At 49.9% G+C, this 24,685-nt stretch carries 25 protein-coding genes, 1 tRNA gene and 1 pseudogene; 13 read left to right on the top strand and 14 right to left on the bottom strand.

Annotated elements, in window-relative coordinates:
- Positions 1-323: hypothetical protein (locus ACKFKH_RS23175; protein ID WP_446860727.1), on the bottom strand; the 323-nt coding region annotated here is incomplete at its 3' end.
- 100 nt (positions 324-423) lie between these two features.
- Between ACKFKH_RS23175 and ACKFKH_RS23180 the strand changes: the two genes are divergently transcribed.
- From ACKFKH_RS23180 to ACKFKH_RS23190, 3 genes are all read left to right on the top strand, one after another.
- Positions 424-681: a hypothetical protein gene (locus ACKFKH_RS23180; RefSeq protein WP_446860728.1), complete on the top strand. Its 258-nt coding sequence runs from the start codon at positions 424-426 to the stop codon at positions 679-681.
- Positions 682-831: 150 nt separating this feature from the next.
- Positions 832-1,404, top strand: coding sequence for a Uma2 family endonuclease (locus tag ACKFKH_RS23185; RefSeq protein WP_446860729.1), 573 nt, complete (start codon positions 832-834; stop codon positions 1,402-1,404).
- A 333-nt stretch (positions 1,405-1,737) separates the two neighbouring features.
- The gene (locus ACKFKH_RS23190) at positions 1,738-2,811 is read left to right on the top strand and encodes a cysteine peptidase family C39 domain-containing protein (RefSeq protein ID WP_446860730.1); all 1,074 of its coding nucleotides are present in this window, start codon (positions 1,738-1,740) and stop codon (positions 2,809-2,811) included.
- 212 nt (positions 2,812-3,023) lie between these two features.
- On the opposite strand, the gene ACKFKH_RS23195 is transcribed toward ACKFKH_RS23190, so the two are convergent.
- Complete coding sequence (locus tag ACKFKH_RS23195; protein ID WP_446860731.1) at positions 3,024-3,401, bottom strand: DUF4359 domain-containing protein; 378 nt, start codon at positions 3,399-3,401, stop codon at positions 3,024-3,026.
- Between the two features lie 177 nt (positions 3,402-3,578).
- Here ACKFKH_RS23195 and ACKFKH_RS23200 point away from each other — a divergent pair.
- Positions 3,579-3,651: transfer RNA gene (locus ACKFKH_RS23200), tRNA-His, on the top strand.
- 77 nt (positions 3,652-3,728) lie between these two features.
- Here the strand turns inward: ACKFKH_RS23200 and ACKFKH_RS23205 are convergent.
- The 3 genes from ACKFKH_RS23205 to ACKFKH_RS23215 all read right to left on the bottom strand — a co-directional run bounded on the left by ACKFKH_RS23205 (position 3,729) and on the right by ACKFKH_RS23215 (position 6,297).
- Positions 3,729-4,640: a pentapeptide repeat-containing protein gene (locus ACKFKH_RS23205; RefSeq protein ID WP_446860732.1), complete on the bottom strand. Its 912-nt coding sequence runs from the start codon at positions 4,638-4,640 to the stop codon at positions 3,729-3,731.
- Between the two features lie 3 nt (positions 4,641-4,643).
- Positions 4,644-5,285, bottom strand: coding sequence for a hypothetical protein (locus ACKFKH_RS23210; RefSeq protein ID WP_446860733.1), 642 nt, complete (start codon positions 5,283-5,285; stop codon positions 4,644-4,646).
- A gap of 76 nt (positions 5,286-5,361) precedes the next feature.
- A complete protein-coding gene (locus ACKFKH_RS23215; protein WP_446860734.1) occupies positions 5,362-6,297 on the bottom strand; it encodes a glycosyltransferase family 2 protein in 936 nt (311 codons plus the stop codon).
- A 393-nt stretch (positions 6,298-6,690) separates the two neighbouring features.
- On the opposite strand from ACKFKH_RS23215, the gene ACKFKH_RS23220 reads away from it, so the two are divergent.
- Positions 6,691-8,124: a sugar transferase gene (locus tag ACKFKH_RS23220; protein WP_446860735.1), complete on the top strand. Its 1,434-nt coding sequence runs from the start codon at positions 6,691-6,693 to the stop codon at positions 8,122-8,124.
- A 131-nt stretch (positions 8,125-8,255) separates the two neighbouring features.
- Here the strand turns inward: ACKFKH_RS23220 and ACKFKH_RS23225 are convergent, their stop codons facing one another.
- From ACKFKH_RS23225 to ACKFKH_RS23235, 3 genes and pseudogenes are all read right to left on the bottom strand, one after another.
- A complete protein-coding gene (locus tag ACKFKH_RS23225) occupies positions 8,256-8,630 on the bottom strand; it encodes a hypothetical protein (protein ID WP_446860736.1) in 375 nt (124 codons plus the stop codon).
- 111 nt (positions 8,631-8,741) lie between these two features.
- Positions 8,742-10,066, bottom strand: a pseudogene (locus tag ACKFKH_RS23230) (IS701 family transposase).
- Positions 10,067-10,180: 114 nt separating this feature from the next.
- The gene (locus ACKFKH_RS23235; RefSeq protein WP_446860737.1) at positions 10,181-11,833 is read right to left on the bottom strand and encodes an ABC1 kinase family protein; all 1,653 of its coding nucleotides are present in this window, start codon (positions 11,831-11,833) and stop codon (positions 10,181-10,183) included.
- A gap of 199 nt (positions 11,834-12,032) precedes the next feature.
- Between ACKFKH_RS23235 and ACKFKH_RS23240 the strand changes: the two genes are divergently transcribed.
- Positions 12,033-12,506 carry a hypothetical protein gene (locus ACKFKH_RS23240; RefSeq protein WP_446860738.1) on the top strand — a complete coding sequence of 158 codons (474 nt, stop codon included), beginning with the start codon at positions 12,033-12,035 and terminating at the stop codon, positions 12,504-12,506.
- A gap of 392 nt (positions 12,507-12,898) precedes the next feature.
- On the opposite strand, the gene murJ is transcribed toward ACKFKH_RS23240, so the two are convergent.
- Positions 12,899-14,548 carry a murein biosynthesis integral membrane protein MurJ gene (murJ, locus tag ACKFKH_RS23245; protein ID WP_446860739.1) on the bottom strand — a complete coding sequence of 550 codons (1,650 nt, stop codon included), beginning with the start codon at positions 14,546-14,548 and terminating at the stop codon, positions 12,899-12,901.
- Between the two features lie 46 nt (positions 14,549-14,594).
- Here murJ and ACKFKH_RS23250 point away from each other — a divergent pair, with 46 nt between their 5' ends.
- Entirely contained in the window at positions 14,595-15,818 is a 1,224-nt protein-coding gene (locus tag ACKFKH_RS23250; RefSeq protein ID WP_446860740.1) for an esterase-like activity of phytase family protein, read from the top strand.
- Positions 15,819-16,164: 346 nt separating this feature from the next.
- Complete coding sequence (locus ACKFKH_RS23255; protein ID WP_446860741.1) at positions 16,165-16,755, top strand: CpcT/CpeT family chromophore lyase; 591 nt, start codon at positions 16,165-16,167, stop codon at positions 16,753-16,755.
- A 47-nt stretch (positions 16,756-16,802) separates the two neighbouring features.
- On the opposite strand, the gene ACKFKH_RS23260 is transcribed toward ACKFKH_RS23255, so the two are convergent.
- Positions 16,803-17,030, bottom strand: a complete 228-nt coding sequence (locus ACKFKH_RS23260; protein WP_446860742.1) for a hypothetical protein — start codon at positions 17,028-17,030, stop codon at positions 16,803-16,805.
- A 236-nt stretch (positions 17,031-17,266) separates the two neighbouring features.
- Between ACKFKH_RS23260 and ACKFKH_RS23265 the strand changes: the two genes are divergently transcribed.
- From ACKFKH_RS23265 to ACKFKH_RS23275, 3 genes are read left to right on the top strand one after another with little or no spacing between them, the layout of a single operon-like run.
- The gene (locus ACKFKH_RS23265; protein ID WP_446860743.1) at positions 17,267-18,418 is read left to right on the top strand and encodes an NAD-dependent epimerase/dehydratase family protein; all 1,152 of its coding nucleotides are present in this window, start codon (positions 17,267-17,269) and stop codon (positions 18,416-18,418) included.
- Positions 18,419-18,421: 3 nt separating this feature from the next.
- On the top strand, positions 18,422-18,709 hold the full coding sequence (locus ACKFKH_RS23270; protein ID WP_446860744.1) for a hypothetical protein: 288 nt from the start codon (positions 18,422-18,424) through the stop codon (positions 18,707-18,709).
- 24 nt (positions 18,710-18,733) lie between these two features.
- Positions 18,734-19,864: a glycosyltransferase family 4 protein gene (locus ACKFKH_RS23275; protein ID WP_446860745.1), complete on the top strand. Its 1,131-nt coding sequence runs from the start codon at positions 18,734-18,736 to the stop codon at positions 19,862-19,864.
- Positions 19,865-19,980: 116 nt separating this feature from the next.
- Here ACKFKH_RS23275 and ACKFKH_RS23280 read toward each other — a convergent pair whose 3' ends face one another.
- From ACKFKH_RS23280 to ACKFKH_RS23290, 3 genes are all read right to left on the bottom strand, one after another.
- Entirely contained in the window at positions 19,981-20,571 is a 591-nt protein-coding gene (locus tag ACKFKH_RS23280; protein ID WP_446860746.1) for a hypothetical protein, read from the bottom strand.
- Entirely contained in the window at positions 20,468-20,998 is a 531-nt protein-coding gene (locus ACKFKH_RS23285) for a hypothetical protein (protein ID WP_446860747.1), read from the bottom strand. The genes ACKFKH_RS23280 and ACKFKH_RS23285 overlap by 104 nt, the downstream gene beginning before the upstream one ends.
- A 303-nt stretch (positions 20,999-21,301) precedes the next feature.
- On the bottom strand, positions 21,302-22,234 hold the full coding sequence (locus ACKFKH_RS23290; RefSeq protein WP_446860748.1) for a helix-turn-helix domain-containing protein: 933 nt from the start codon (positions 22,232-22,234) through the stop codon (positions 21,302-21,304).
- Positions 22,235-22,384: 150 nt separating this feature from the next.
- Between ACKFKH_RS23290 and ACKFKH_RS23295 the strand changes: the two genes are divergently transcribed.
- A complete protein-coding gene (locus ACKFKH_RS23295; RefSeq protein WP_446860749.1) occupies positions 22,385-23,569 on the top strand; it encodes an NAD(P)H-quinone oxidoreductase subunit H in 1,185 nt (394 codons plus the stop codon).
- 103 nt (positions 23,570-23,672) lie between these two features.
- Here ACKFKH_RS23295 and ACKFKH_RS23300 read toward each other — a convergent pair whose 3' ends face one another.
- On the bottom strand, positions 23,673-24,326 hold the full coding sequence (locus ACKFKH_RS23300) for a response regulator transcription factor (protein ID WP_446860750.1): 654 nt from the start codon (positions 24,324-24,326) through the stop codon (positions 23,673-23,675).
- Here ACKFKH_RS23300 and ACKFKH_RS23305 point away from each other — a divergent pair.
- Complete coding sequence (locus ACKFKH_RS23305; RefSeq protein WP_446860751.1) at positions 24,320-24,586, top strand: hypothetical protein; 267 nt, start codon at positions 24,320-24,322, stop codon at positions 24,584-24,586. The genes ACKFKH_RS23300 and ACKFKH_RS23305 overlap by 7 nt on opposite strands.
- Positions 24,587-24,685: the final 99 nt, after the last annotated feature.

Genomic DNA, 24,685 nt, shown 5'->3' on the forward strand with positions numbered 1-24,685 from the left:
CTGCCTCGAACATCGGAGTCTTGCGTCTTATCTTTAAGGAGATTCGCCCTTTTCTGAGCAATTGCTTCCGGGTTTTTCAGGACACTCTTTAAGTCTTTTGCTTCATACTCAGTCAATTGGCTCAAAGCAAAGCCTTGCACTTGGGGAGAGCGATCGTCCAGTGCCGCCAAAACTCCATTAATCTGCCACTCTTGCGGCTTTGGTTTCGGTTTTTCCTTGGCGCTGACCCAGGGAGAGGCAACCAACAGCACAGCAGTCAAGCAAACCACAAACAGCAAGCGGTAAAAAGCAAGCTGTCTCTGAAAACGTTGGGGGCAAACCATAGGTAAAGATGCAAACAAGGGGCAAGCACAGGAATCCGATCGACCACAAGCCCAAAGCATTATTTTACGGACACCAGTAATGCTGTCTAAACTATGACCTGTGCTTTTGCGAACCCCGCTTTTCTTAATCCATCCTCAACAATTTCCCCTCAAACTGCGATCGTTCCTGTTTGAAGTGCGATCGTTCCGACTTAAAGCAACAAATTTCTTGTTTAAAGCACGATCGTTCCTGTTTGAAGTGCGATCGTTCCGACTTAAAGCAACAAATTTCTTATCTGAAGTGCGATCGTTCCTGTTTAAAGTGAGGATGTTCCTGTTTGAAGTGCGATCGTTCCGATTTAAAGCAACAAATTTCTGATTTGAAGTGCGATCGTTCCTGTTTGAAGTGCGATCGTTCCAGTTCCAAGTGCGATCGTTCTCATGTCAACCTGCAAATCCCGAATTCAAAGCGCGATCGCTCTATTCATACTTTCAAACGCGATAATGAGAGCAAGTAGAGGACTTTGCGATGATTGCCACACCTCAACCTCAAAAGATGTCGATCGAGGAATACCTTGAATGGGAACCTCGCCAAGAAATACGCTACGAATACGTTGACGGTGAAGTTCTCGCCATGACAGGTGGCACCCTCCCTCACAACGACATTGCGATTAATTTTCTGACACTCGTGCGATCACAGGTTCGGGCTAGAGGCTGTCGGATCAACATGGCAGATGTCAAAGTTCAAGTTAACGCATCCGGTCTTTATTACTACCCAGATCTGATCGTCAGTTGCGACCCTCGTGACCTCACTGCCCACAAATTAATCCAGTACCCCAAGCTAATTGTCGAAATTCTCACGCCCAGCACAGAGTCCAAAGATCGGGGCGACAAGTTCACAGCCTATCGCAACCTATCGACATTACAGGAATATGTGCTAGTAGACTCCGAAAAAGTCAGCGTTGAATGTTATCGTCGCGGTGAAGGTCGGATGTGGCTCTATACGCCCTATACAAAGGGTGACATCCTGAGCTTAGAAAGCATTGCCTGGAAAGGTCAAACAGAATTGCTTTATGAAGACGTACAGTTCTTCTCACAATAAATTAAGTTACTCACTTCAGTGGCTCACTCAAGTCCTACACCCTGGAGAGAGTTACCGTGACTTCCCAAAATCTACAGTTTGGATCAGGAGAACACAGCCGCTTTCCAGACTCATCACTGCAATGGGTAGACTAGCGGCACGAGTACATTAGGAAAGATTGGATGATAATCGAGGCGATCGCTCCAGGCAGCCCCCTAAATCCCCCACGAGTGAGGGACTTTGAGCAAGAAATCCTCTCCGAAAGTCCCCCAGATTTGGGGGTTGGGGGGCAGAAGCGTTAAATAATGAAGCGAAAAAACTCTATCGAATTCACGTTACATCAGGAAAGATTGGATGATAATCGAGGCGATCGCCACCCTTTTATTAGGCGCACTCTGTTTTCGGTGGGGAATGAAAGTCGGGCGAGTGCTGCTGCGTCAAGGCTCCACGGCGAATGATTTATTTCGTGGCAAGAATACGAACCCTATGGGAAGCGAAGCTACCGCCCTGCTCTTTCTGGGTCTCTACGTCGGCTTGATTTTGCTGGCGCTAAACATTCCTCAGATGCAAGTCTTTCCCCTCACCTGGCGCGTCTATGGAATGCAAGTCACCTGGACAGCGATGCGCGTGATTTTATTAGGATTTTGTGGAGTTGCCTTTGCGATCGTCTGGTCAAGCGCCCGAAAGCAAGTATTCGCCATTCTGTTACTCGGTCTAATCGGTATCACCGGATTTACCGCCACCGAAGCTTACTTTCTCGCCCCCATCTACACTGACCTGTCCAACAACTTGCAGCCCAACGGAGTCTTTCGACAAACCTCCATGAGTAGCTGTGCCCCCGCCGCTCTCGCTACCATTCTGCATCGGTGGGGCATTCCAGAAGCGACCGAAGTCAGTGTGGCTCAACAAGCCAGAACCAGCCAAATGGGAACAACCATGCCGCAGTTAATCGTGGCTGCTCGTCACTTTAGAATGGATGGCGTTGAGCTTGCCCCAACCTGGGAGCAGATGCGTCAAATCAACCGTCCCGGTGTCCTGGGCGTGTGGTTAATCGACGGCAAAAGAAAGCTCCCCCATGCGATCGCGCTTCTCTCAATGAACCAAAACCAGGCAGCGATCGGTGACCCAGCCAGCGGCAAGATTTTCATTCTCAATCAAGCTGAGTTTGCCAAAATATGGCGAGAGCAATACGTCCCGATTTTTCGCAGAAACGAAGATTTGTCTATCACGACGACTCAAGCGATCGACTATCTAAAGCGACTCGGTTACTCAACGCAAACGTTCAAATCAGCCCTACAAGACTTTCAGAAAACAATGGGCATTGAGCCAACAGGCAACCTCGACACTCAAACCAAACTACTGCTAACGGGATCTTTTCTTAAAGGAGTCCCTACGCTCAAAGATTTGGATCTAAGCAATCCAACATAAAGACTCTCAATTAACGCGAATTCGACGAAATTCATCGTTTTAGTTGTAGGTTTGATCCCCCTTAAATCTCCTACAAGTAAGGGACTTTGAACTAAAACTTTTGTCTAAAAGTCTCCCAAAATTGGCAGCTTGGGGGGCAGAAGCCGTGAACAACGAAGCGAAAAACTCTCATCGAATTGACGTTTAACTAACCAATTAAATCAACCAAGTCGTTATCGCCGCTTTGTTGCTTCATATAAATAGAACTTGCCAAACAAGCCTACTGTCTCAAACTGATAAGCGGGCAGCGGCAGTATCGACAGTTGGGGGACAAGCGATCGCACCGATAGATTCGTCTCGTAGTAGCTAAATATTCCAAAGTCTCGCCGCTCTGTGTTTTGGGTGATGATTTTTTTGAGTTCAGCCCGATTGTCATCCACAAACTTGGGACACTGCTTATCTAATCCCAACGACAGTTCTTTGCAGGCATCCTCTCGAATTCGCTCCAAAGCAAACTCTTCAAACGCTTCTTGTTTGGGATTGGTCATCGCCAACGCCACCCCTGCCCCCAAGACAGCTACTCCCAAAACTCCTGCTATCAGCCTGGACATTTTCATCCGTTGCTACCTTACTACTGACGATCGTTTAACGAGTCGGCACTTCCCCAGCAATTCTCAAAGGCTCCTCAACCGCATCTTAGGCGCGATCGCTCCCCACGTACCAATTTGTAAAAAGTAAAAAAATCTGGATCATTCATTCCTGAGAATGCTATATTAGTTATCGCAATGGCGAGCGTAGCCAAGTGGTTAAGGCAGTGGATTGTGATTCCACCATTCGTGGGTTCGAGCCCCATCGTTCGCCCTTCTAAAGTCAATGCGTGAGTTAATGCGTGAAGTTGCCATTTTTGGGTGACGATGTAGACCTGCATTTTTGTTCCCTCAAGGTTGAACGCTGCCGTCGGGCATGATCGTTCCCTTAAGAATGGCTCTGTTGAGATTGACTGCTTTCAAATTTACCTCCAACAGATTTGCAGAGGTCAGGTTAGCTCGACTCAAGTTGGCTCCTCGCATGTAAGCGCCCGTGAGATTTGCGCCTGTGAGATTTGCGCCTGTGAGATTGGTGCCTCTCAAGTTTGCGCCTGTGAGATTGGCGTTTGTCAGGTCTACCTTACTCAGATTGGCCCAGCCAAAATCGCCCCTCGTCAGATTGGCTTCTCTCAAATTTGCGCCAAACAGATACCCACCTCTGAGATGAATTTGCATCAAGTTGGCTTTTTGCAGGTCAGCCTGGTAGAAATGCGCCTCGATCGCCTCTGCCTCAAACAACGTTGCGCTGCTCAGATTAGCCTGTGAAAAATTGGCTTTGAGCAAAATTGCCTGACTCAAGTGGGCGTGTCGCAAGTCTGCCTGACTCAAATCCGCTTCTCGAAACCTGGCGCTTCTTAACTCCGTTCCAATCAGATTTGCGGCAACCAGATCGGCTCGATCGAAGTTAGCTCCCTTCAGATCCGACCCGATCAGATTTGCGTGGCTTAAATCGGCTCCTCTCAAATCGGCTGCGATCAGACAAGCATCGACCAGTTCCGCTTGTTGCAAAATCGCATCAATGAGTTGAGCTTTGTAGAGATTGGCTTGATTGAGAATTGCTCCCGTTAGCTGGGCAGAAATTAGTTTTGCCTCAGACAGGTCAGCTTTTCTCAAGTTGGTGTGACTGAGCGCTGCGCCGCGTAAATTTGCGCCCGTCAGATCGGCTGCACTCAGGTCAGGTTCTGTAGATGGATGGTGCGATCGCCACTCAACCCAATTCACGGCACCCTGCTGCAACCGCCTCAGATGCTGAATGTTTGCCATTACCTATTCCTTTCGCAAATTGAGGGGGTAGTCGCGTCCGGGGAGGTTCTCGATCGCCGCCAAAACGCCTTGCTGGGCTGCCAAAATGTCTCGCTCTGCACCACCCAAATAGAGCCGCCCAAAGCTACCCACGGCCGAGATTTGCAGAATGTTGATCAGGGCTGCTTTTTCGGCTTCGTTGGCGGCGAGGGCGGCGTAGGCGGCGGGTTCAACTTCAAAGACATAAAGGGTCTGTCCCGCGAGAATCATATTGCCGCGACGAGTGCGATTGATCAATTGAGTATGGTGAGCGTCAATGTTGCGAATCACTTGACTAGAAATGATTCGAGGTTTGAGACAATCGCGCTGCTGAACGCCCAAAACATCTAGAATGGCCCGTCCTGCTGCTTTGACTTCTCCCTGATTGCTGGCATGAATTTCTAACAGTCCGTACAGCCGCTCGACCACTTGCACACCAGGACGAACCACTGCGGACTTCATCGCCACATCCATAATGCGATTGATTTCGATGCCTGGAGAAATCTCAATCCAGAGAGAAGCGTCTCCTGGCAAGGGCAAAAACCCCAGTGATTCGGTGCCCAGATAGGCGGCGTGTTGAGGCTGTAAGCTGTCGAGATAGACGTAGCTGCGAAGGTCGATACCCAAAGGAAACCCAGGAGTGAAAGGCTAGATCAGTATACGGTTTCTTTCTAACCTGTCGCTACTGTATTGCTTGACGACCCTACTTGAGCGCGATCGTCTCTTTAGCAGCAAACGTGGATTGAACCGACGGATGTGCAGGCTTACGCTTGGGAAACCAGATTCTGAAAAAGTATTGCCAATTTTTGAGGCGAATCAAGTAGTGAGCCAAAACGCCCAAGCAGCGAAGGCGCTGAGTGTAGGTCAATTCAGCTTGCAGCACCGCCATCAGACAGCAGACCGACTGCCGCTCTTGTAACCGAGTTTTTTTCTGAATTCCATTTAGCCATTGTTCGCGTTCTTTTGCCGACTGCATGGCGGTAGACTGCTTGAGATGAAAACGTCTGAAGATCAGCGCTGTCGGAATTTCTGCAAAGCGACCCTGTAATGTGAGGGCAGCGAGAATGGCACGATCGGAGCCATAGTGACTCCCCATCGGCGCGACTTTTCTCAACGCACTTGTCCGCATCAGCCCAAACACTTCATAACACCAGAAGGTTTGCAACAGGATGCCGCGAAATCGCCGTGAAGGTTGATCTGCATCTAAGGCGCGATCGCTGGGGTCACATTTTGCTTCGATGACATTGCCTTGCCAGTTGATACAGCCCACTTGAGAGGCACAAAGAACGGTAGAAGCGTCGCGATCGAGGAGTTCGACACACTTTTCTAGAGCGGTTGGAGCCAACAAATCGTCATGGGTTGCCCATTTAAAGTATTGCCCTTGAGCAAGTTGAAAAACGCGATTAAAGTTCCAGGCGGCTCCTAAGTTTTGGGTGTTGCGGTAATAGTGGATGCGATCGTCTTGAGCGGCGTAAGTGCGGCAGATTTCTTCGGTGCGATCGGTCGAGGCGTTGTCTGAAATAATTAGCTCAAAGTTTGTAAAGGTCTGTGCCAAAATTGCGTCTAAAGCGGCGGTGAGAAAGGCTTCTCCGTTATAGACTGGCATTCCAATCGAAACAGCGGGAGGATGACTATTCATTTTTCTTAAGGTTGGGTCAAAAAATTGTGATGTGAAGCGATGTGGTGCCTTAACCTTCCAGGCATTAGAAGTGAGAGCTACCTGGAGGTTAAAGGTATTGGTGATGCATACACTCAAATGAGTGCAATTTACGAGAATTCAAAGCGTTTGGTTGAAGCGGTATTAAGCTGTTGAAAACCTGATAAAAAAATACTAGAGGTAATCACCCAAACTTTGATTAAAGCTATCTTTAAGTCTTGATAAATCTTCCGTGTATTTCCCTAGAGAAGCTTCCTGCACGAAAGAGCTTTGTGAGTTTTGTCGAGAATCTCTTGACCCGCATCCGCAACCCCCCGATCGCTTCTCAGAGATTTTGCGGAATACTCAAGGTGTCGCCCCCACGTCTCTGCTGTAATGGACGGTTTAACCCGCAAGATTCACAAATCCGTCGATCTCCGTGCGCCTTATCGATTTGCCTCCCGAAAACTGAGTTGGGATTGGCAGAAAATTTTTGTACTGCTGATTAGCGATGTGGCGGGGTTGGCGATCGCTTGGCGGTTGGCGGCGTTCCTCAATAAGTTTTATTCTCCGTTGCCGCCGCAGCTTAATTGGGGGGTTTGGGTGGGGTTGCCGGGGCTGTTTTGGCTGTTTGCATTGGTGACGCTGGGCGTGTTTGCGAGAGGTGGGCTGTATATTTCTCCGACTCAGTGGAAGAATTATGGGCGATCGGGGCAGTTGGTTAGCGTGGTTTATCTACTGTCTCTGGTGGTGCAGTATTTCTATGACCCAAAACTTGATCCGCCGCGATCGCTCGTAATCACTGCCTGGTTGAGTAGCATTGGGCTGATTGTCGGATTTCGGCTGATGGCGACGCTGTTGATCTGGCAGTTTGAGCAAACGCGCAGTCAGGTTTCGGTGTTTTTGATTGCCCCGGCGCATCGGTTGTCTAAGTTGGCAAAGATTCTCCAGCGTCAACCTCATTACAAAATTGTGGGAGCGGCCTTGTCTTCGACGGCGAGCAGTGCGGCAACTTTGCGATCGATTCTCAACTCCAACGCCCAAGAAGTTCTCGCTGAAAATTTGCCCCAAACAGAATTGGCATCGGCACTCTACTGGCAACTTCGGCGGGCGGGCATTGCGCTGCGGTTGATTCCCTCTAGTGTCGAAACCCTTCATCGGCGGGGCGTTCCAGAGATTTTTGCGGGGGTGCCCACGGTGCGCGTCGAACCGCCCTTCTTGAGTGGCTGGGACTACCGAATCAAGCGCTGTCTCGATTTTGCGGGTGCCTTTTTTGGCATTATTCTGCTGGCTCCGCTATTTGTGGGAGTGGCGATCGCGCTCAAACTTTCGTCTCCTGGCCCGGTTTTCTTTCGTCAAGAACGCATGGGACTGCACGGCAAAGTCTTTCAGGTCTGGAAATTTCGCACGATGTCGATCGAGGCTCCCCAGCTTCAAACTTCTCTAGAGCAACACAATCAAACCGACGGCGTAATGTTCAAAATCAAAGACGATCCGAGAATTACGGCGATCGGACACTTTCTCAGGCGCACCAGTCTGGATGAATTGCCGCAGTTGTTCAATGTTCTCTTAGGACAAATGAGTCTGGTTGGGCCGCGTCCGCTACCGTTACGCGATGTGGCTCGATTTGATGACTGGCACCACATTCGCCATCAAGTCTTACCGGGCATTACGGGACTGTGGCAAATTTCAGGACGATCGACGATCGAAAACTTCAATGACGCTGCTCGACTGGATCTTTACTACATCGATAACTGGTCACTCAATCTCGACTTGGACATTCTGTTAGAAACGATTCGCATTGTCGTCTTTGGCAAAGGAGCTTATTGAAGGGAGGAGAGAGGAGGCAGGAGGGAGGAGGCAGGAAAGAAGTTTCTGGAGGGGGCGATCGAAGGTTAATCAACAGTGAGCGATTTTCTCACAATTACTAAATTGCTCATCTTTCAACACTTCGGACAGAATTAAGCAGCGATAACGCCGTAGGAGCGCAGACTTTCGTAGTTGGGATGGGATTTGATCACCGTCGGGGACAGCGCTAACTTTGAAATAAATCGCTCAAGTAGATGGTCGTTGAGTGCCCGTCGCTTAATGCTTGCCATTGAGAAGACTAAGGGCTGCCCACCCGCGCTGGCTTGAGCCGCCTCCAACTTAGCGAGATTGAGGGCCGTAAAACTGGCATTAAAGTGGAAGTCCAGTTTTCTGACATTGCGCGCCTGGCCATCACACAGACCCGTGAATTGTTTGGCATCGCGAAAGAGGAATTCGATCTGAAAGCGTAGCTTGTAGAACTGATAGATTTGGTCAACAGCTTGCTGCACATCGGTTGAGAACAGCACGACGTAGCCCGGCTTGCTGGGCTTGCGGATGTCTTGTAGGTAAGCGAGTCGAATTTGTCGCTTGAGCGAGACATGCCAGACGACTTGCGTAAATACCCCTCTTTCATCACTCTAGGCAGATGAAAAGTAGTGGTTATCCAAGTTGCTACGCTGAGATTGCCAACCCCTAAACTGATTTAGAATCGCAATGAGATGAGCGAAACCCTGCTCTAAGAATGGAATCTCAAACACGAATAACCAAGATTTAAGCAAGTAGAAGCAGATGAACGGCTCAATGATCAGCCGCAAGTTGTGCAATCGACTAGTCCAACTCTTCGATGATTGCCAACACGGATGCTCCTGAAACTTCTCTAACAACGGGTCGGGATTTGAACACTCATTCCCGTCCAATCCATCAAACTGTAAGCTCACCATCAGGTAGGCACTACTCACAATCTCCCACCATCGTTCAATCTGCTCGTAGTGCGTCACCCGATAATCTGCCCATCCTAGCTTGTCTTTACATTGCTTGAAGCCATGCTCCACCCAGGTTCTCAAGCCATATAGATTGCCAATCTGGTCAAAGTGATCTCGCTGCTCATCTAGGTGACTCATCACTGACCAGGTACTATTGTCCGGTAAAGTCTCTGGGTCATTGGTTAACAACCAGTAGCGCCATGTCAACCGATGACCAAAGAGGGTTTCTTGAATGTAGCGTTGCTCAGTTGTGCCATCCGCAAACACCCGCTCAAAGCACTGCCAATCGCTGTCAATCATCTCAGCCTCTTCAGGCATCTATACCTCATGATTCGAGCGGATTGCGACAATCCAAGGAAGGTTCAACTGGTCAAGGCTTCGCACAAACGGATGACTTTCGCCATACAAGCTATCCGCAAGGACTAGCTCAATCTTGAAGCCAAACTCAACTAGCTCCTCAACGATGCTTTGCGCCAACTGTAACTTGGTTTGGTAGACATCTTCAGGCTTGAGCCGATGCTTGGGTTTGAAGACCTTGAACAATAACGGGAAAGTTAACTGTCCCACAATGCCATAGGCATTCACAGAGACAATGCCACTCTCAATCTTGCCTAAGTTACCAATGTACTGTCGCGCCACGTAGTCAGTGGTATTGCCTTTTTTACGGTCGCCCGTTTCATCTATCACAAGTGTCATTGCTTTCCCTTTCAACTGCTGCAAAATTAGTTCTAAGCGCCGTTTTTGCAGGGCTGCAACAGACCAAGGTGACTCACTCAAGAATGATGAAGGACTTGATCATTCGATAGTCCAACCGCACGAGCGATTGCCGGTAATGATTTGCGTGGAAGGTCACTCATCATGCCCAGATGCAAGTATTTGAATGCTTCAAAACTTCGCACATCGACAGACAGATCGCGGTAGACCGCGCAGTAGTGATCGATAAAGGTAACGGTTTCGACGGCTTCGCGTGGCTCAACCATTTCGATGACAAGCATCTCAGGAACTTGCTCTTTAGCGCAGCTAGAGTGATGAAAGAGGGGTATTGCTAGTTCACCTAATTATTACTCTTGATCAGCACTAAATTCATATCCTACTCATCGCAGATGTCCCGATCGTAAGATACTCACGATCAACCACAGTCCCAAAAAGCTCGCCGCCGCAAACAGTACATCGCTCAACCAATAGACCTGACTCGACTGAGTATTCGCCGAAATTGTGGCTGCTCCAATAATCAGTGACCCGACCACCACGCTAAACGAAAGCCGATTGGCAGAAGAATCAACCGTCCGGCGCATTGGCTCCAGTTCTCGTACCGAAAAATTCCACTGCAAAGTCTCTGACGTGACGCGATCGAGCAGCATTTCGACCTGACGCGGCGACTGCAACGAGAGATTTTTCACATCCAAAACCGTCCGCAACAACGCAGCCAGCGGAGCCTCTCCTACGATTTGTCGCTGAAACACTTCCGTCATCATCGGACGAATCTTATTCGGAATGTTGAAGTTCGGGTCAAGGGTGCGGGCAATGCCTTCCAGGTTGGCGATCGCTTTAGCACAAAGCCCTAGATTGCCAGGAATGCGAATCTTATTGCTTCGAGCCACTTGCAGCACTTCGTAAACAAGCTTGCTAAAGTTGACCTGCGAAATGTTGAGACTATAGTAGCGGCGCAGAAGTTGGTCAAATTCTGTTTCAAGTTTAATGCGATTGATCGGCTGAGTCGGAGGCGCTAGTTGCAAAATTAGCTGAGTACAGCGTTGAGCATCCAGATTGACGATCGACAAGATCAATTCCAGCAAGATCTGCTGAGTGCGCGGATCGAGTCGTCCGACCATACCACAGTCAAACAGAGCCACCCGGCCATCGCGCAGGTAAAACAAGTTGCCCGGATGCGGATCAGCATGAAAGAATCCATCCAGACAAATCTGCTGAAAAAACGCCCTTAGCAGCATAGTGGAAATTTCTTCCCGTTCGCGATCGGCATCCCCTTCAAATTGCGGATTGTCGAAGCTGGCAGCCAACAGCGGGACACCATCCAACCACTCCATCACCAGCAGTTTGTCAGTCGTCAGTTGCCAATTAATCTGCGGCACCGTAATGCGATCGACATCAATCCAACGAGAAGCCGCGAGATTGCGTTTAAGCTGATCCGTATTGTGAGCCTCTTGAGTAAAGTCAAGTTCTGCCCGCAGCGCCTGCGTAAATTCTTCAGCGATCGATACAATGTCGTAGTACTGTCCAAAGTCGGTTTGTGCAACCAGTTTAGCGATCAGGCGAATCAGTGAAATGTCCTGTTCGATCACGACTTCTAACCCAGGACGCTGCACCTTTAAAGCAACTTCTTGACCATCCTTGAGGGTTGCCCGATGCGTTTGAGCGATCGACCCTGCCGCCACAGGCTGATAATTAATCGCGGCAAAGGTTTCTTCGAGAGGCGCTCTTAGCTGTTTGCGAATCACCACTTCAACTTCTGACCAGTCCACCGGGGGCACTTCGGCTTGCAGCGTTGAGAGCGCTTCGATATATTCGGCGGGCAGCAGGTCAGGGCGAGTACTCAGCAGTTGTCCCAATTTGACATAGACCGGCCCAAGGTCTACCAAAATATTGCGTAAAACCGCAGGGGGCGGAAGTTTTGGCTCATCAACTTTGCCCCCAGTCAACAATCGTCTCATGTAATCCCAGCCGTTTCTCAAGACGACTTCAACGATTTCTCCCTGGCGAGAACTGGTCTGGACGATGCGTGAAAACATAAAGGCGATGGGGATAGCGGGTTTGAGTCAGATCAGCAAGGCAACCTCTCAAACCTATCGCAAGAAGGAAGTTTCGGCTATCTAACTTTCGGTAAGAATTTTGGGCTAAGACAGGACGGTTAACCCCCAAGCTCCCGCACCCCCGAACGGAAAAAAACAAGCTACTCTGAAAGGACAGACTTGGAGCTAAGACAGTGCGATGAATCGAATCTGGAGCGTAGCCGGAAAGGTAGTCGGTGGGCTGCTGTTATGTGGCGGAGGAGCGGTTTCGATCGGTCTTCTCTTAGGCATCACATTGGGCAATCCTCCAGGTTGGGCGTTGGCGCTGTTGTGGTTGCTGTTAGTATTTTTTGGATTGGCACCTGCATCCATTGGCGGACTGCTAATTTACGCTGGCTCAAAAGCCTCTCGTCACGCCATTCGCGATCGCTTCTTTCAGCTATTACAAATCAACCAGGGAAGAGTGTCGCTATTAGATTTTGCAACAGCAACGCGATTAGAACCTGCGATCGCGCGTCGTCACCTAGATGATTGGGCAAAAGAATGCTCGGCTACATTTGAAGTGACTGATGGTGGCGATGTCTATTACATCTTCTCCACCGAACCTCTCGCCCTCCCTACCGATCAAAACATCTTTCGACAAGCAGTTAAAGAATTTGTACGATCGCTGTAAGATTCTCACGTAATACAAGCAAGCGATCAAAGAACTTATCATCGCAGAAGATCACCTTAGACGTGTCAGAAAATTGCTGCGATCATTGATACAGCATTGGTTCGATAGAAATCTTTCGCTACGGTGATTAATCCGGGCAGCCCCCTAGATACCCCACGAGTGAGAGACTTTGAACTAGGAATCTGATTTAAAAGTTCCCCAAAGTTGGGGGGTTGGGGGGCAGAAGCGCTAAACAACGCAGCGAAAAAATTATCGAATTAACGTTAACACAACATCTGTTTGATAAACGTCTTTGCCCTGCAATTCCTGTCTGAAAGTTCCCCAAAATTGGCAGCTTGGGAGACAGAAATACTCGACATCAAAGCGAAAAACTCCATCGAATTTACGTCACATTAGCTTTTAACAAAACGCTGACGAATCCGACCTACAAATAAATCGATTTCTGGAAGTTTCAACTGAGTGGCGAAAAGGGCAAACAGAGACAGTCCGACGAGACCCGATAAGCAAAGTTGAATCAGTAGAATTGGCAGCCCTTCATTACCTAGCACGTTTCGCAATCCCAAAAGAGTGCCCCAACTGGACAGACCCGCGATCGCACTTCCCACCGTTAGCCCCACCACAGGCAAAATCCATTCTCGCAACGGCAAGCCATCCAGTTTACGATTCAAAAACCACAGAAGCGCGATCGTAGAGATGACGTTTACAGAAACAGTCGCTAATACCAATCCCGGTAAACCAAGTGGCTTAATTAATAGAAAGTCAAACAACGCATTCAAGAAAATATTGACAATGCTAATGCGAAACGGCGTATCTCCATCGCCCAACGCATAAAAGACGCGAACTAAAACATCTCGGCTCAAATAAACAAACATCCCGATCGCATAGGCCATCAATACCATCGCCACCAGTCCAGAATCGCCCAGCTTAAACGCCCCCCGTTCATAAACCACTCGTACGATCGGTTTTGCTAACGCAATCATCAACGCACTTAAGGGCAGCATCGCGATCGCAGTCATCAACAATCCCTGACGAATTCGCATCTTTAACTCGCCCCAATCTTTAGGATCAGACAGCCGAGAAAACACAGGCAAAAAGGGCACCAAAATCATATTCGACAAAATACCCAAAGGCGTTTGTACCAAAAGATTGGCATAGTCTAACGCAGACACCGCCGCCCCCGGATTGGGCAAAAAAGACGTAAAAAACATATCCGTGTAGACATTGATTTGCAGCATTCCCGACGCAAACAGAGCCGGCCCCATCACCTTCATCACGTCTTGCACACCCGGATTCTGAAAGTCAAACCCCCATCGAAATCGGCTCAATCCTGCCTTTTGTTGGGCCCAAACCTGCGCCAGCCATTGCAAGATTGTCCCCGCCAAAGCCGCCCACGCCAAAACAATTCCCCCGATCGCCGCATACTGAGGCTCGACAATATTCCGTCCCAGATAAAACGCCAGCGCACCGACCCCAATCACGATCGTCACACTCGACAACAGCGGACTCACCGACGGCAACCAGTACAAATCCGCCGCATTCAACGTGCCAAACCCGATGCCAATCATGCCAGCAAACCAGGCGATCGGAGCCATAATTCGCAATTGTTGAATCGCGATCGCTCTCACTTCCATCCCGTGGGCAGTCTGATGCAAACCGGGCGCAATCAGATCGATAAACTGAGGCGCAAACGCAATTAACCCTAGCGCGACCAGAAATAGAACGCCGCCCACCAGTGTAGAGACCGTTTCGACCAGAGGAGCCGCTTCTTCTTTATCGCGCTTGGCAAGCGCACTGACCATCGCACTGTGAAACGGGCCGTTAATGCCACCCAGCAAAATCAGAAAAAACCCTGGAATGATCGCTGAATATTGGTAAGCACCGTAGGCCGCTCCCAGCCCAAAGGCCGCCGCGATCGCAACCTGACGCACCAACCCAAACACTTTGCTGATCAGCGTGGCGATCGCAACAATTCCGGCAATTCCGGCGAGCGATCGAGTGGGCTTTGAGGATTCTGGCACAGGCTTTTTGTAAAATGGCTTCACTTATTTAATCATTTTTGGTCAAAGGTGACGGGAAGACTCCGCAGCGATGCAGATCTTCTATAGTTGGGTTTTAGGTCTGGTGTTTAAGAAATTTATGACTCCTTTTTGTTCCGCACTTCTCAAGCGATCGGGGCTGTGGGCGATCGTTCTTTTATCAACTCTGCTGACCGCTTGCAGTTTGCCCCAGGTGAGTGCAGAAGATCGGCTGTTTTTACCCATTTCCGTCGAGTTTTTAGAGGCTTATACGCTGCCCAAAACAACGTTTCAAGACACGCCTGTGGGGGGATTGTCCGCCCTCACTTACGATCGTCCCCAAAATCTTTTCTATGCGGTGTCAGACGATCGCAGCGACCGCACACCCGCCCGATTTTATACAATGGCGCTGGCGTTAAATCCAGACAAATCAAAAATTGAGACTGTCAGCATCAAAGCTGTGACAACGCTCAAAACAGAAACAGGACAGCCCTTTGAGAAAGGCACGATCGACGCAGAAGGAATTGCCCTCTCACCGATCGACTCACTCTTTATCTCCAGTGAAGGGGTAGTTCGCGATGGCGTTGCACCCTTCATTGGCGAATTTGATCTCAAAACCGGACAGCTAAAGCGCAAACTCCCTATTCCAGAGGCATTTTTACCAGACGATTCCAATCAATTACTGCAAAAACGCGGCATTCAAGACAACGCAGGATTTGAGCCACTCACACTCAACGCCGGAGCCGCCAGCATGGGAGCAATGGAACCCTATCGCCTATTCACTGCCACCGAGTCTTCGCTCATCCAGGATTTAGAACCCGCCAACGCCAACCAGGGAGCCAAAAATCGCCTGCTGCATTATCTAGTCGAAGACGATCGCTTTACGCTAATCTCTCAACACCTTTACCCATTAGAACCAAAACCCGTCGGAGCCTTTGACCAGGGATTGAGTGAACTGTTGGCAATCGACCAGGCAGGTCATTTTCTCAGTTTAGAGCGATCGTTTGGACTCCAAGGCTTCCAGGTCAAGCTGTTTCAAATCGCCACAGGCAGCGCGACTGACATTTCGACAATCGCCAGTCTCAAAGGCACCCTCAAAGGCACTCAGCCCATTCGCAAGCGGCTTTTACTAGATTTCAATCAACTCGACATTCCGATCGATAATCTAGAAGGAATGGCGATCGGCCCTCGGTTATCAGACGGCTCCCAAAGTCTAATTCTCGTCAGCGATGACAATTTTAATTCTCTCAACCAAGTTACCCAATTTCTCCTACTCCGCCTCAAAGGAAAAGTGTGAGAGATGCGCCCTTTAGTTTGATAAATCGGCAGGTTTGCGTCTGCAAATTGATCGAACTAACCAGCCTATATTTTCAAGTACAATTTCTCCCGTACCAAGGAACGATCGAGTATTCCTAACGACAACTTCTCCTGCATCAAGGAACGATCGACCATCTCTAACGACAACTTCTCCTGCATCAAGGAACGATCGAGTATTTCTAACGACAGTTTCTCCCGTACCAAGGAACAATCGAGCCTCATCAACTGATAGGTCACACGCCAGAGACTCAGAGACATTGTTTCCAGGCACCTCCCCAAGCCCCTAAAATGTTCTTCAAAGTAGACCGCAATTTTAGTTAACTTTCATGACTCATTCCACCGATATTCAAGCCCTAGCCCGTTTGATGGCCGCCGACTTTAGCAATCAAGAACAAGCCTTTGAAAATCCACCTTTCTATGCTCACATTCGAGTTTGTATGCGTCCGTTGCCGATCAACCTGCTTACAGGTGTAAGTTTTTACATTGAGCAAGCCTACGATTACATGCTCAACGACCCCTATCGAGTGCGGGTGTTAAAACTGCTCGAAAACAACGGACGCATCGAGATCGAAAACTATATTGTTCACGATGAAAAGACTCTCTACGGCGCTTCTCGTGATACCCAACGCCTGCAAGATCTCAAGCTCGATCGCTTAGAAAAACTACCCGGCTGCAACATGCACGTAGAGTGGACAGGCACCAGCTTCAAAGGACAAGTCGAGCCAGGAAAAGCCTGCATGGTAACCCGCAAAGGACAACTCACCTACCTCGATAGCGAATTTGAAATCGACAATCAGAAATTTATGAGTCTCGATCGCGGTCGAGATCCCGCCACCGATGAAATGGTCTGGGGTTCTGCGGCCGGCCCGTTTCACTTTGTCCGCTGGGCCAGCTTCGCCAACGAAGTAAAGAGTTAGCCACCCACTCAAGCGGTTTGCCAAAAATCACACCCTAAAAAACCTCTTTAACCTGCGACGGCAGGTTTTGTTCTATTAGCCGCGAATTCATTCGCCCGATCGCCCACCAGGTTAACGTGAATTCGATAGAGTTTTTTCGCTTCATTATTTAACGCTTCTGCCCCCCAACCCCCCAAATCTGGGGGACTTTCGGACAGGATTTCTTGCTCAAAGTCCCTCACTCGTAGGGGATTTAGGGGGCTGCCTGGAGTGATCGCTACAGCGAGGAATTTCATCGAATTCACGTCAGGTTAGCCAGCCACACGATTCTAAAGACTGGGTTAACGTCAGATTATGCCTTTTGGTAGTTGTTCCTCACCGTCGATCGACCCCAAACTCAAAAGCTAAAAGCCAGAAGTGAAAAGCAAACCGCCAATCCCAAGAGCCTTATCAACAAATCCAAAACTCTTAATCCACAAAGTCCCCAAACCTGATAGATTTGGCAAAGTATTCGCGAACAAGATGTAGCAAGATGAAAGTCCTAGTTATTGGTGGTGATGGATATTGCGGTTGGGCGACCGCGCTTTACTTGTCCAACCGAGGGCATGAAGTCGCGATTTTAGACAGTCTGGTCAGGCGACACTGGGATATGGAGTTGTGTATCGAAACACTCACCCCGATCGCGCCCATTCAACAACGCCTCAAACGCTGGCACGACATTACAGGCAAAGCGATTCAGCTATTCATCGGCGACATCACCAACTACGAATTTCTCAGCAAAGCACTGCATCAATTTGAACCAGACTCGATCATTCACTTTGGCGAACAGCGATCGGCTCCCTTCTCCATGATCGATCGAGAACACGCCGTTTTGACTCAGGTTAACAACGTCGTCGGCACGCTCAACCTGCTCTACATCATCAAAGAAAGCTTCCCCGACTGTCACCTCGTCAAACTGGGCACGATGGGCGAATACGGTACGCCAAATATCGATATCGAGGAAGGCTACATCACGATCGAACACAACGGCCGCAAAGACACCCTGCCCTACCCCAAACAGCCCGGCAGCATGTACCACCTCAGCAAAGTGCATGACTCCCACAACATCCATTTCGCCTGCAAAATGTGGGGACTGCGCGCAACAGATCTCAATCAGGGCGTGGTCTATGGCGTTCTCACCGAAGAGACGGGCATGGATGAGTTGTTGATCAATCGTCTCGATTACGATGGCGTGTTTGGCACCGCATTAAACCGATTCTGCATCCAGGCAGCAGTCGGGCACCCCCTCACCGTCTATGGCAAAGGCGGACAAACGCGAGGATTTTTGGATATTCGCGATACCGTGCGCTGTGTAGAACTGGCGATCGCCACCCCCGCCAATCCCGGCGAATTCCGCGTCTTCAACCAATTTACCGAACTGTTTAGCATCGGCGATCTAGCCACAATGGTGGCAAAAGCAGGGACGGCGATCGGTCTCAACGTCGAAGTCAAAAACTACGAAAATCCCCGCATCGAAAAAGAAGAACACTACTTCAACGCCAAAAACACCAACCTGCTCAACCTGGGACTTCAGCCCCACTACCTGTCTGACTCGCTGTTAGATTCACTGTTAAACTTTGCCGTCAAATACAAAACCCGCATTGATGAAGATCAAATCCTCCCCAAAGTAACCTGGAAGCGCTAACCTATGAACCTTCGAGTTTCGGTCTTGCTGCTGACGATCGTCTTACCTGGGCTAGGAGCGATGGCACTCAGTGCGTTTTATCTGTTTCCAGAGTGGGCGGCCTTAGATAAAAGCTATCGAAACTACGAAAAACTCGCGGCGACGGGGGCGGGGGTTCGAGAACTTTCAATCGCGCAGTCCGCAGAAATGAGACACCGCCTCAACTGTTTTGCAGAAGGAGTAGGCGTTTTGTTAGGAGGGGTGATCGTGGCAATTGGCATACATGGATGCACCCTCCCCAGGCAGCAATAACCGTTTTATGTCATCTCTTCTTTTATGCGAGTTGCCCTGTTTACCGAAACGTTTTTGCCCAAAGTCGATGGCATCGTCACTCGGCTGCGTCACACTGTCGATCATTTACAACGTCTGGGCGATCAAGTTCTAATTTTTGCCCCAGAAGGCGGCTTGACCGAACACAAAGGAGCCAAAATCTTTGGAGTGTCCGGTTTTCCATTGCCGCTTTATCCTGAGTTAAAACTGGCGCTTCCTCGTCCAGCGATCGGCGAAGCCCTCACCCAGTTTCGGCCTGACATTATTCACGTCGTCAATCCCGCCGTATTGGGACTCGCCGGACTCTACTACAGCAAAACGCTAAACATTCCCCTGATCGCCTCCTACCACACCCACCTGCCCGAATACCTTCAGCACTACGGACTGGGCGCACTCGAAGGGCTACTGTGGGAACTGCTCAAAGCGGGACACAATCAGGCACAACTCAATCTCTGTACCTCCACAGCCATGATGCAAGCCTTGACAGAGCATGGAATTGAGCGAGTCGATCTGTGGCAGCGCGGCGTGGATACCGAAACTTTTCAGCCTCATCTAGCCAGTGCAGACATGCGAAATCGGCTCAGTCAAGGCCACCCCGAAGCGCCATTGTTGCTCTATGTCGGTCGCCTATCTGCCGAAAAAGAAATCGATCGCATCAAGCCTGTTCTAGAATCAATTCCCAATGCTCGTCTCGCGCTCGTGGGCGGCGGCCCCAATCAGCAAGCGTTAGAAAAATATTTTGAAGGGACTCCGACACACTTTGTCGGCTACCTGGCAGGCCAAGAACTCGCTGCTGCCTTTGCTTCTGCCGATGCCTTTGTCTTTCCGTCGCGCACCGAAACCCTGGGATTAGTCCTACTCGAAGCGATGGCGGCCGGGTGTCCTGTTGTAGCGGCTCGATCGGGCGGCATTCCCGATATCGTCGAAGACGGCGTAAATGGCTATTTGTTCAATCCAAATGATGACCAGGGGGCGATCGTTGCCACTCAGCGACTCATCTTTGAGCAAGAAGCACGAGAAACCCTCCGCCGCAATGCTCGACGCGAAGCAGAACGCTGGAACTGGTCATCGGCAACTCGGCAACTCCAAAGCTACTACCGAGAAGTCGCCGGACAGTCTCTCTCATCGGCTGCCTGAAGCGATCGAGCAGTTTTCTCTATCCCAAATCAGCGCGACTCGATAAAACCCTTCGCTGCCATCACCCATACGGGAATGCTCCCTCAACTTCTCACCCGTAGAAGACTATTCTAACGTCAGTCTCCAAGGAAGGGGTGTAAGGCTTGTTGTTGCAGTTCTACTTTGGTTCCGAGTGTGAGCATCCATAGGGTGGCGACCGACATGGCTAACCCCATCCGCTCTGCGCGTTTTGGGTCGGTGATGCGTGAGGACTGCCCATGCCAGCCATCACTTTTGAAATCGCGATAGCCATCTTCAATCCACAGGCGGTAGCTGTACCACAAGCCCTCGGCTTGGTCAGTCGGCAGGTCAGTGACCACGAACCACGGGTCAGTATCGCCTTCGTCCCAGCGTGCGACCAGGGGACAATCGAGCGGATTGGTGCGAAAGCACCGCACTGCACCGCTCCAAGCTTGACCGAGCCGAATCCAGTCTTTGAGCAATTGCCAGTCGCCATTGGGGAGAACTTGGATTGTCTGATTCGGGTGTTGATTGATCCGCAAGAACGGATGCCACCCGACTGCCCTGGTCGCGGCAAACAGCCAGTCGGCATACAAGCCTCGGTCAGCACAAACCACCACCCGCCAGTCCGGTGGAACCCCGCCAGCCAGTTGAGCGAACAACGGCTCCCAGTAGGGTTGCCAGCGATCCGGTTGATTCCCAGGCACAATTAATTTTCCATGCCACCGGAATCGCGCTACCGCGATACTGCACCGAAACCGACAGGACACTCAATCGGTCTTTCTGCGTCGTCACATCCATGGCCAGAAAGAGTTCTCGACAACGGTGCGGCAACAGCGACAGCACCCAAGTCAACAGCGGCGCAAAGCAAGGTTCGACCTGCCAATCCCAGCGATGCTTGCCGCTTTTTGCTGCCGCATCTTGATACCATTCCTGGAGGCGTTGGCGCACCGTGTCCGGTCGCTCCCCGTTTAATCCAGCCATGGTTTCGGCAACGCGACTGAGGCTACTCGATTGGGTCAATGCGATCCCAAAACTCCACACCCTTAATCCCGTCACGTGCGATAGGCTGAGGTTGCCAAATCGTTCGCTGACAATCCGGTTCCAAGCTTTGAGCGAAGGGTCTTGTAGCATCTCTACTGCCTCCATACTGCTCTTCTTCTCATTATCGAATCGTTGGGGTCACTGCTCGCACCTTCACCACAAACCTACATCTGTAAGGGGGTGGGGGGCAGAAGCGTTAAATACCGAAGCGAAAAAACTCTATCGAATTCACGTTAATCTGATTGACTGACAAATCTTTTCAGGTAGGTTGGGTTTCACCAGGTTCGACCCAACGTTAGCAACGGTAGAAAGGCTGCTGTTGGGTTTCGCGTCGCTCAACACCAACCTACGAAGAATCGAGGGTTTCAGGAGTTTTGTCAGTCAACCAGGGTATTAATTTCTCAAAACTGATTTAGGAGTCACTCCCAGTACCCTTTTAAAGTGACGATTGAGATGGCTTTGATCTACAAATCCTACAGTTCTGGCAATCTCTGCGATCGTCAGTTCTCCTTGTAGCAGTAATTCCTTGGCGCGTTTTACCCGGCACTGAATCACATACTGATGCGGTGTAAACCCGGTAGATTGCTTAAATTGCTCAGAGAAATAATGGCTGCTCAGTCGCGAAACCGTCGCCAACTCTACGAGACTCAGATCTCGATCGAGATGGTCATGAATGTAATCGACCACTTGCCGCAATCGAGTGTTAGACAACTTTCCGAGATTGCTGCTCAAAACGGGTTGCTGGGTTGCGTAGCGCTGAAGTAAATGCACTATTAAGGCGTTCGCCATCGTTTCGGCGTAGAGGCGACTCCCCGCATGAGGATTTTCTAGAATCGCTTTGAACACTAATCCAATTTGGTGAACTAAAGGATCAGGCGTGGCAAAATGGGGCACCAGTTCTACTCGGTCTGGGTCAAATGATTCGTGCATTGCTTGGGCAAAGATGCTCGGCTCAAAACTTAGAAAAATAACTCCGCCAGAGATGTTCCATTGCGATCGCGCACTCACAGTCGCCGGGACAATCAGCATATCGCCCTGCATGACTTGTTCCTGACGAAAGCATCCACCTAACGTTCGCTCTACCGAGGCGGGCGATGAGAGTTCTGTAAAGATGGCCACACAATGCTGTTTTGAGGACACTTCAGGTGTGGCTCCGGGCATCAGATAATCGTAGGCGCAATCTACCCCCTGCCACTTGTCTGCCAAGCTAGTTAGCAGCGGCAATTGAGCAAACACCCGCTCATATCCTGCTTCTTTTTCTTGAGCAAAATCGATCGTTAAGGAAGTCGCTTCTGACATCTGCTGATTGCCTCCGCGCCATTTCATCACTTTTTATCGCATCACTTTTGACAGTACCCGATCAGAAACCGGACGAATCTGCAAAAAATCGGACGAATCTACAAGACCTTGAATCACAGACTTTCTACACTCGCTAATAAAAGACTCAACTTTAAAGCGTTTGGAGGTCGTCTGCTCATGCCACTGATCGAAACTAAAACCGAACCGATGCTGCTCAATATGGGGCCGCACCACCCCTCCATGCACGGGTGTTTTCATCTCATCGTGACCTTAGATGGCGAAAACGTCATTGACTGTGAGCCTGTGATTGGCTACCTGCATCGAGGCATGGAAAAGATTGCCGAAAACCGTACCAATCTGATGTACGTTCCCTATGTGAGCCGTTGGGACTATGCAGCCGGGATGTTTAACGAAGCCGTGGCCGTCAATGCCCCTGAAAAACTAGCCAATATTGCCGTACCCAAACGGGCCAGCTACATTCGCGTCATCATGCTAGAACTCAATCGCATTGCCAGTCACCTCCTTTGGCTGGGCCCCTTCATGCTCGACATGGGTGCCGGAACTCCGCTCTTCTATATCTTTCGAGAACGAGAACTGATCTACGATCTTTGGGAAGCGGCCACAGGCTACCGCATGGTCAATAACAATTACTTTCGCATTGGAGGGGTAGCGGCAGATTTGCCTGATGGCTGGCTCAATAAATGCGAAGACTTTTGCAACTATTTTATGCCCAAGGTCGATGAATATGAGCGATTGATTACTGACAATCCGATTTTTCGGCGGCGTGTGGAAGGCATTGGCACGATCGCTCGCGAGACCGCGATCAATTGGGGGCTTTCAGGCCCGATGTTGCGAGCTTCTGGTGTTCAATGGGACTTGCGAAAAGTAGACCATTACGAATGCTACGACGACTTTGATTGGCAGGTGCCGTGGGAAACGTCGGGCGATTGTTTGGCCCGCTATCAGGTACGAATTCGGGAGATGCGAGAGTCGTTAAAGATTCTTCGACAAGCGATCGCTCAGATTCCGGGGGGTTCTCACGAAAATCTGGAAGCCAAGCGCTTGGAGGCGGGCCCTAAATCACACTGGCAGGACTTTGATTATCAATACATCGGCAAGAAAATTGCACCCACCTTCAAAATTCCCCAAGGTGAACACTACGTGCGAGTAGAAAGCGGTAAGGGAGAACTGGGAATTTACTTGCTGGGAGATGATAGCCCATTTCCTTGGCGCTGGAAAATTCGAGCCGCCGATTTTAACAATCTGCAAATTTTGCCTCATCTGCTGAAAGGCATGAAGGTAGCCGATATTGTCGTGATTCTCGGTAGCATTGACATCATTATGGGATCGGTCGATCGCTAATTTCATCGCTCCTGATCAAAGCGGTTCAAACCTTCCCGGACAAAGCCTAAGCACTCGGTGAAGGTCACCCACCTAGGGAGGGATTAATTTGCAGTCTCAACGGCTAGTCCACCAGATGATGATCCATTGCAAACCGTACTAGCTCGGCTCGATTGCTGGTGTCTGTTTTTCTGAGTAGGCTGCTAACGTGTTTCTCAACCGTGCGGGGACTCAGATGTAGCTTGTCGCCAATTTGCACATTCGACAGCCCACCACTCAAGAGGTGTAAAACGTCTCGCTCGCGATCGGTCATTCCGGTGCCCATCAGCGGGGACTGCGTGAGAATTTTTGGAGACACTTCCGGTTGAACGGCCTGAACGCGCGATCGCCATTCTGACTCGATCATCTGCGATCGCTCCATCAAGTTTCGCACGACTGCACCCAACTCCGTCAACTCAAACGGTTTTGCAAGATAGGCATCACAGCCAAGCTGGTAGCCCAAAACGCGCTCTTTTGTATCCGTTCTACCCGTCAAAAAAACAACGGGCAATAGGCGCAGTGATGGGCGACGACGAACTTGGCGGATCAGTTCATAGCCATCCATTTGAGGCATCGTAATATCGGTCACAATCAAATGAGGCTGGTAAACCTCAACCATTCCAAATGCTTCTTTGCCATTCTCAGCAGACACGACTGAGTAGCCAGAGGATTCGAGGTAATCGCTAATCGATAAACGGGTGCCTGTGTCGTCATCAGCAACCAGGATTGTCAATGGCATGGAGAGAAGACAATCGCATTCCCAATCCTAAGATCGGGTCGAGCGTACAAGGTGAAAATAATCTTTTACTATGCGGTTTTGGGCGGGGTCAAGTTCTCAAGGAGTCTCGCACCCTATCCTACTATCCCTATCCTAAAGGATGGTCTGCCGGAATGAACGATCGTCTTTTTGACATGTGCGGACATACTTTAACACTTTGTTCACCAGCGCGCGGTTTTTGTCCTCAACTTGATGGCTTCTGCAAAACGCTACTCACCTGATTTAACGGCTTATTTTCAACCTTTTGGCTCAAAACTCTCTGGCTGTCCCCTTGACTGAATCGCCTTAGTACATTAATACTATAAATAGTATCATTGTAC

It is taken from the genome of Phormidesmis sp. 146-20, from assembly GCF_052939475.1.

Bases quoted from the DNA above. Each gene is read 5' to 3' on its own strand.
- ACKFKH_RS23205 (WP_446860732.1), bottom strand. From the start codon at position 4,640: ATGGCAAACATTCAGCATCTGAGGCGGTTGCAGCAGGGTGCCGTGAAT.
- ACKFKH_RS23250 (WP_446860740.1), top strand. From the start codon at position 14,595: ATGCAGATCTTCTATAGTTGGGTTTTAGGTCTGGTGTTTAAGAAATTT.
- ACKFKH_RS23305 (WP_446860751.1), top strand. From the start codon at position 24,320: ATGGCATGGAGAGAAGACAATCGCATTCCCAATCCTAAGATCGGGTCG.
- ACKFKH_RS23185 (WP_446860729.1), top strand. From the start codon at position 832: ATGATTGCCACACCTCAACCTCAAAAGATGTCGATCGAGGAATACCTT.
- ACKFKH_RS23275 (WP_446860745.1), top strand. From the start codon at position 18,734: ATGCGAGTTGCCCTGTTTACCGAAACGTTTTTGCCCAAAGTCGATGGC.
- ACKFKH_RS23195 (WP_446860731.1), bottom strand. From the start codon at position 3,401: ATGTCCAGGCTGATAGCAGGAGTTTTGGGAGTAGCTGTCTTGGGGGCA.
- ACKFKH_RS23215 (WP_446860734.1), bottom strand. From the start codon at position 6,297: ATGAATAGTCATCCTCCCGCTGTTTCGATTGGAATGCCAGTCTATAAC.
- ACKFKH_RS23265 (WP_446860743.1), top strand. From the start codon at position 17,267: ATGAAAGTCCTAGTTATTGGTGGTGATGGATATTGCGGTTGGGCGACC.
- ACKFKH_RS23190 (WP_446860730.1), top strand. From the start codon at position 1,738: ATGATAATCGAGGCGATCGCCACCCTTTTATTAGGCGCACTCTGTTTT.
- ACKFKH_RS23285 (WP_446860747.1), bottom strand. From the start codon at position 20,998: ATGCTACAAGACCCTTCGCTCAAAGCTTGGAACCGGATTGTCAGCGAA.
- ACKFKH_RS23240 (WP_446860738.1), top strand. From the start codon at position 12,033: ATGAATCGAATCTGGAGCGTAGCCGGAAAGGTAGTCGGTGGGCTGCTG.
- ACKFKH_RS23295 (WP_446860749.1), top strand. From the start codon at position 22,385: ATGCCACTGATCGAAACTAAAACCGAACCGATGCTGCTCAATATGGGG.
- ACKFKH_RS23300 (WP_446860750.1), bottom strand. From the start codon at position 24,326: ATGCCATTGACAATCCTGGTTGCTGATGACGACACAGGCACCCGTTTA.
- ACKFKH_RS23220 (WP_446860735.1), top strand. From the start codon at position 6,691: ATGGACGGTTTAACCCGCAAGATTCACAAATCCGTCGATCTCCGTGCG.
- ACKFKH_RS23235 (WP_446860737.1), bottom strand. From the start codon at position 11,833: ATGTTTTCACGCATCGTCCAGACCAGTTCTCGCCAGGGAGAAATCGTT.
- ACKFKH_RS23255 (WP_446860741.1), top strand. From the start codon at position 16,165: ATGACTCATTCCACCGATATTCAAGCCCTAGCCCGTTTGATGGCCGCC.
- ACKFKH_RS23290 (WP_446860748.1), bottom strand. From the start codon at position 22,234: ATGAAATGGCGCGGAGGCAATCAGCAGATGTCAGAAGCGACTTCCTTA.
- ACKFKH_RS23260 (WP_446860742.1), bottom strand. From the start codon at position 17,030: ATGAAATTCCTCGCTGTAGCGATCACTCCAGGCAGCCCCCTAAATCCC.
- ACKFKH_RS23270 (WP_446860744.1), top strand. From the start codon at position 18,422: ATGAACCTTCGAGTTTCGGTCTTGCTGCTGACGATCGTCTTACCTGGG.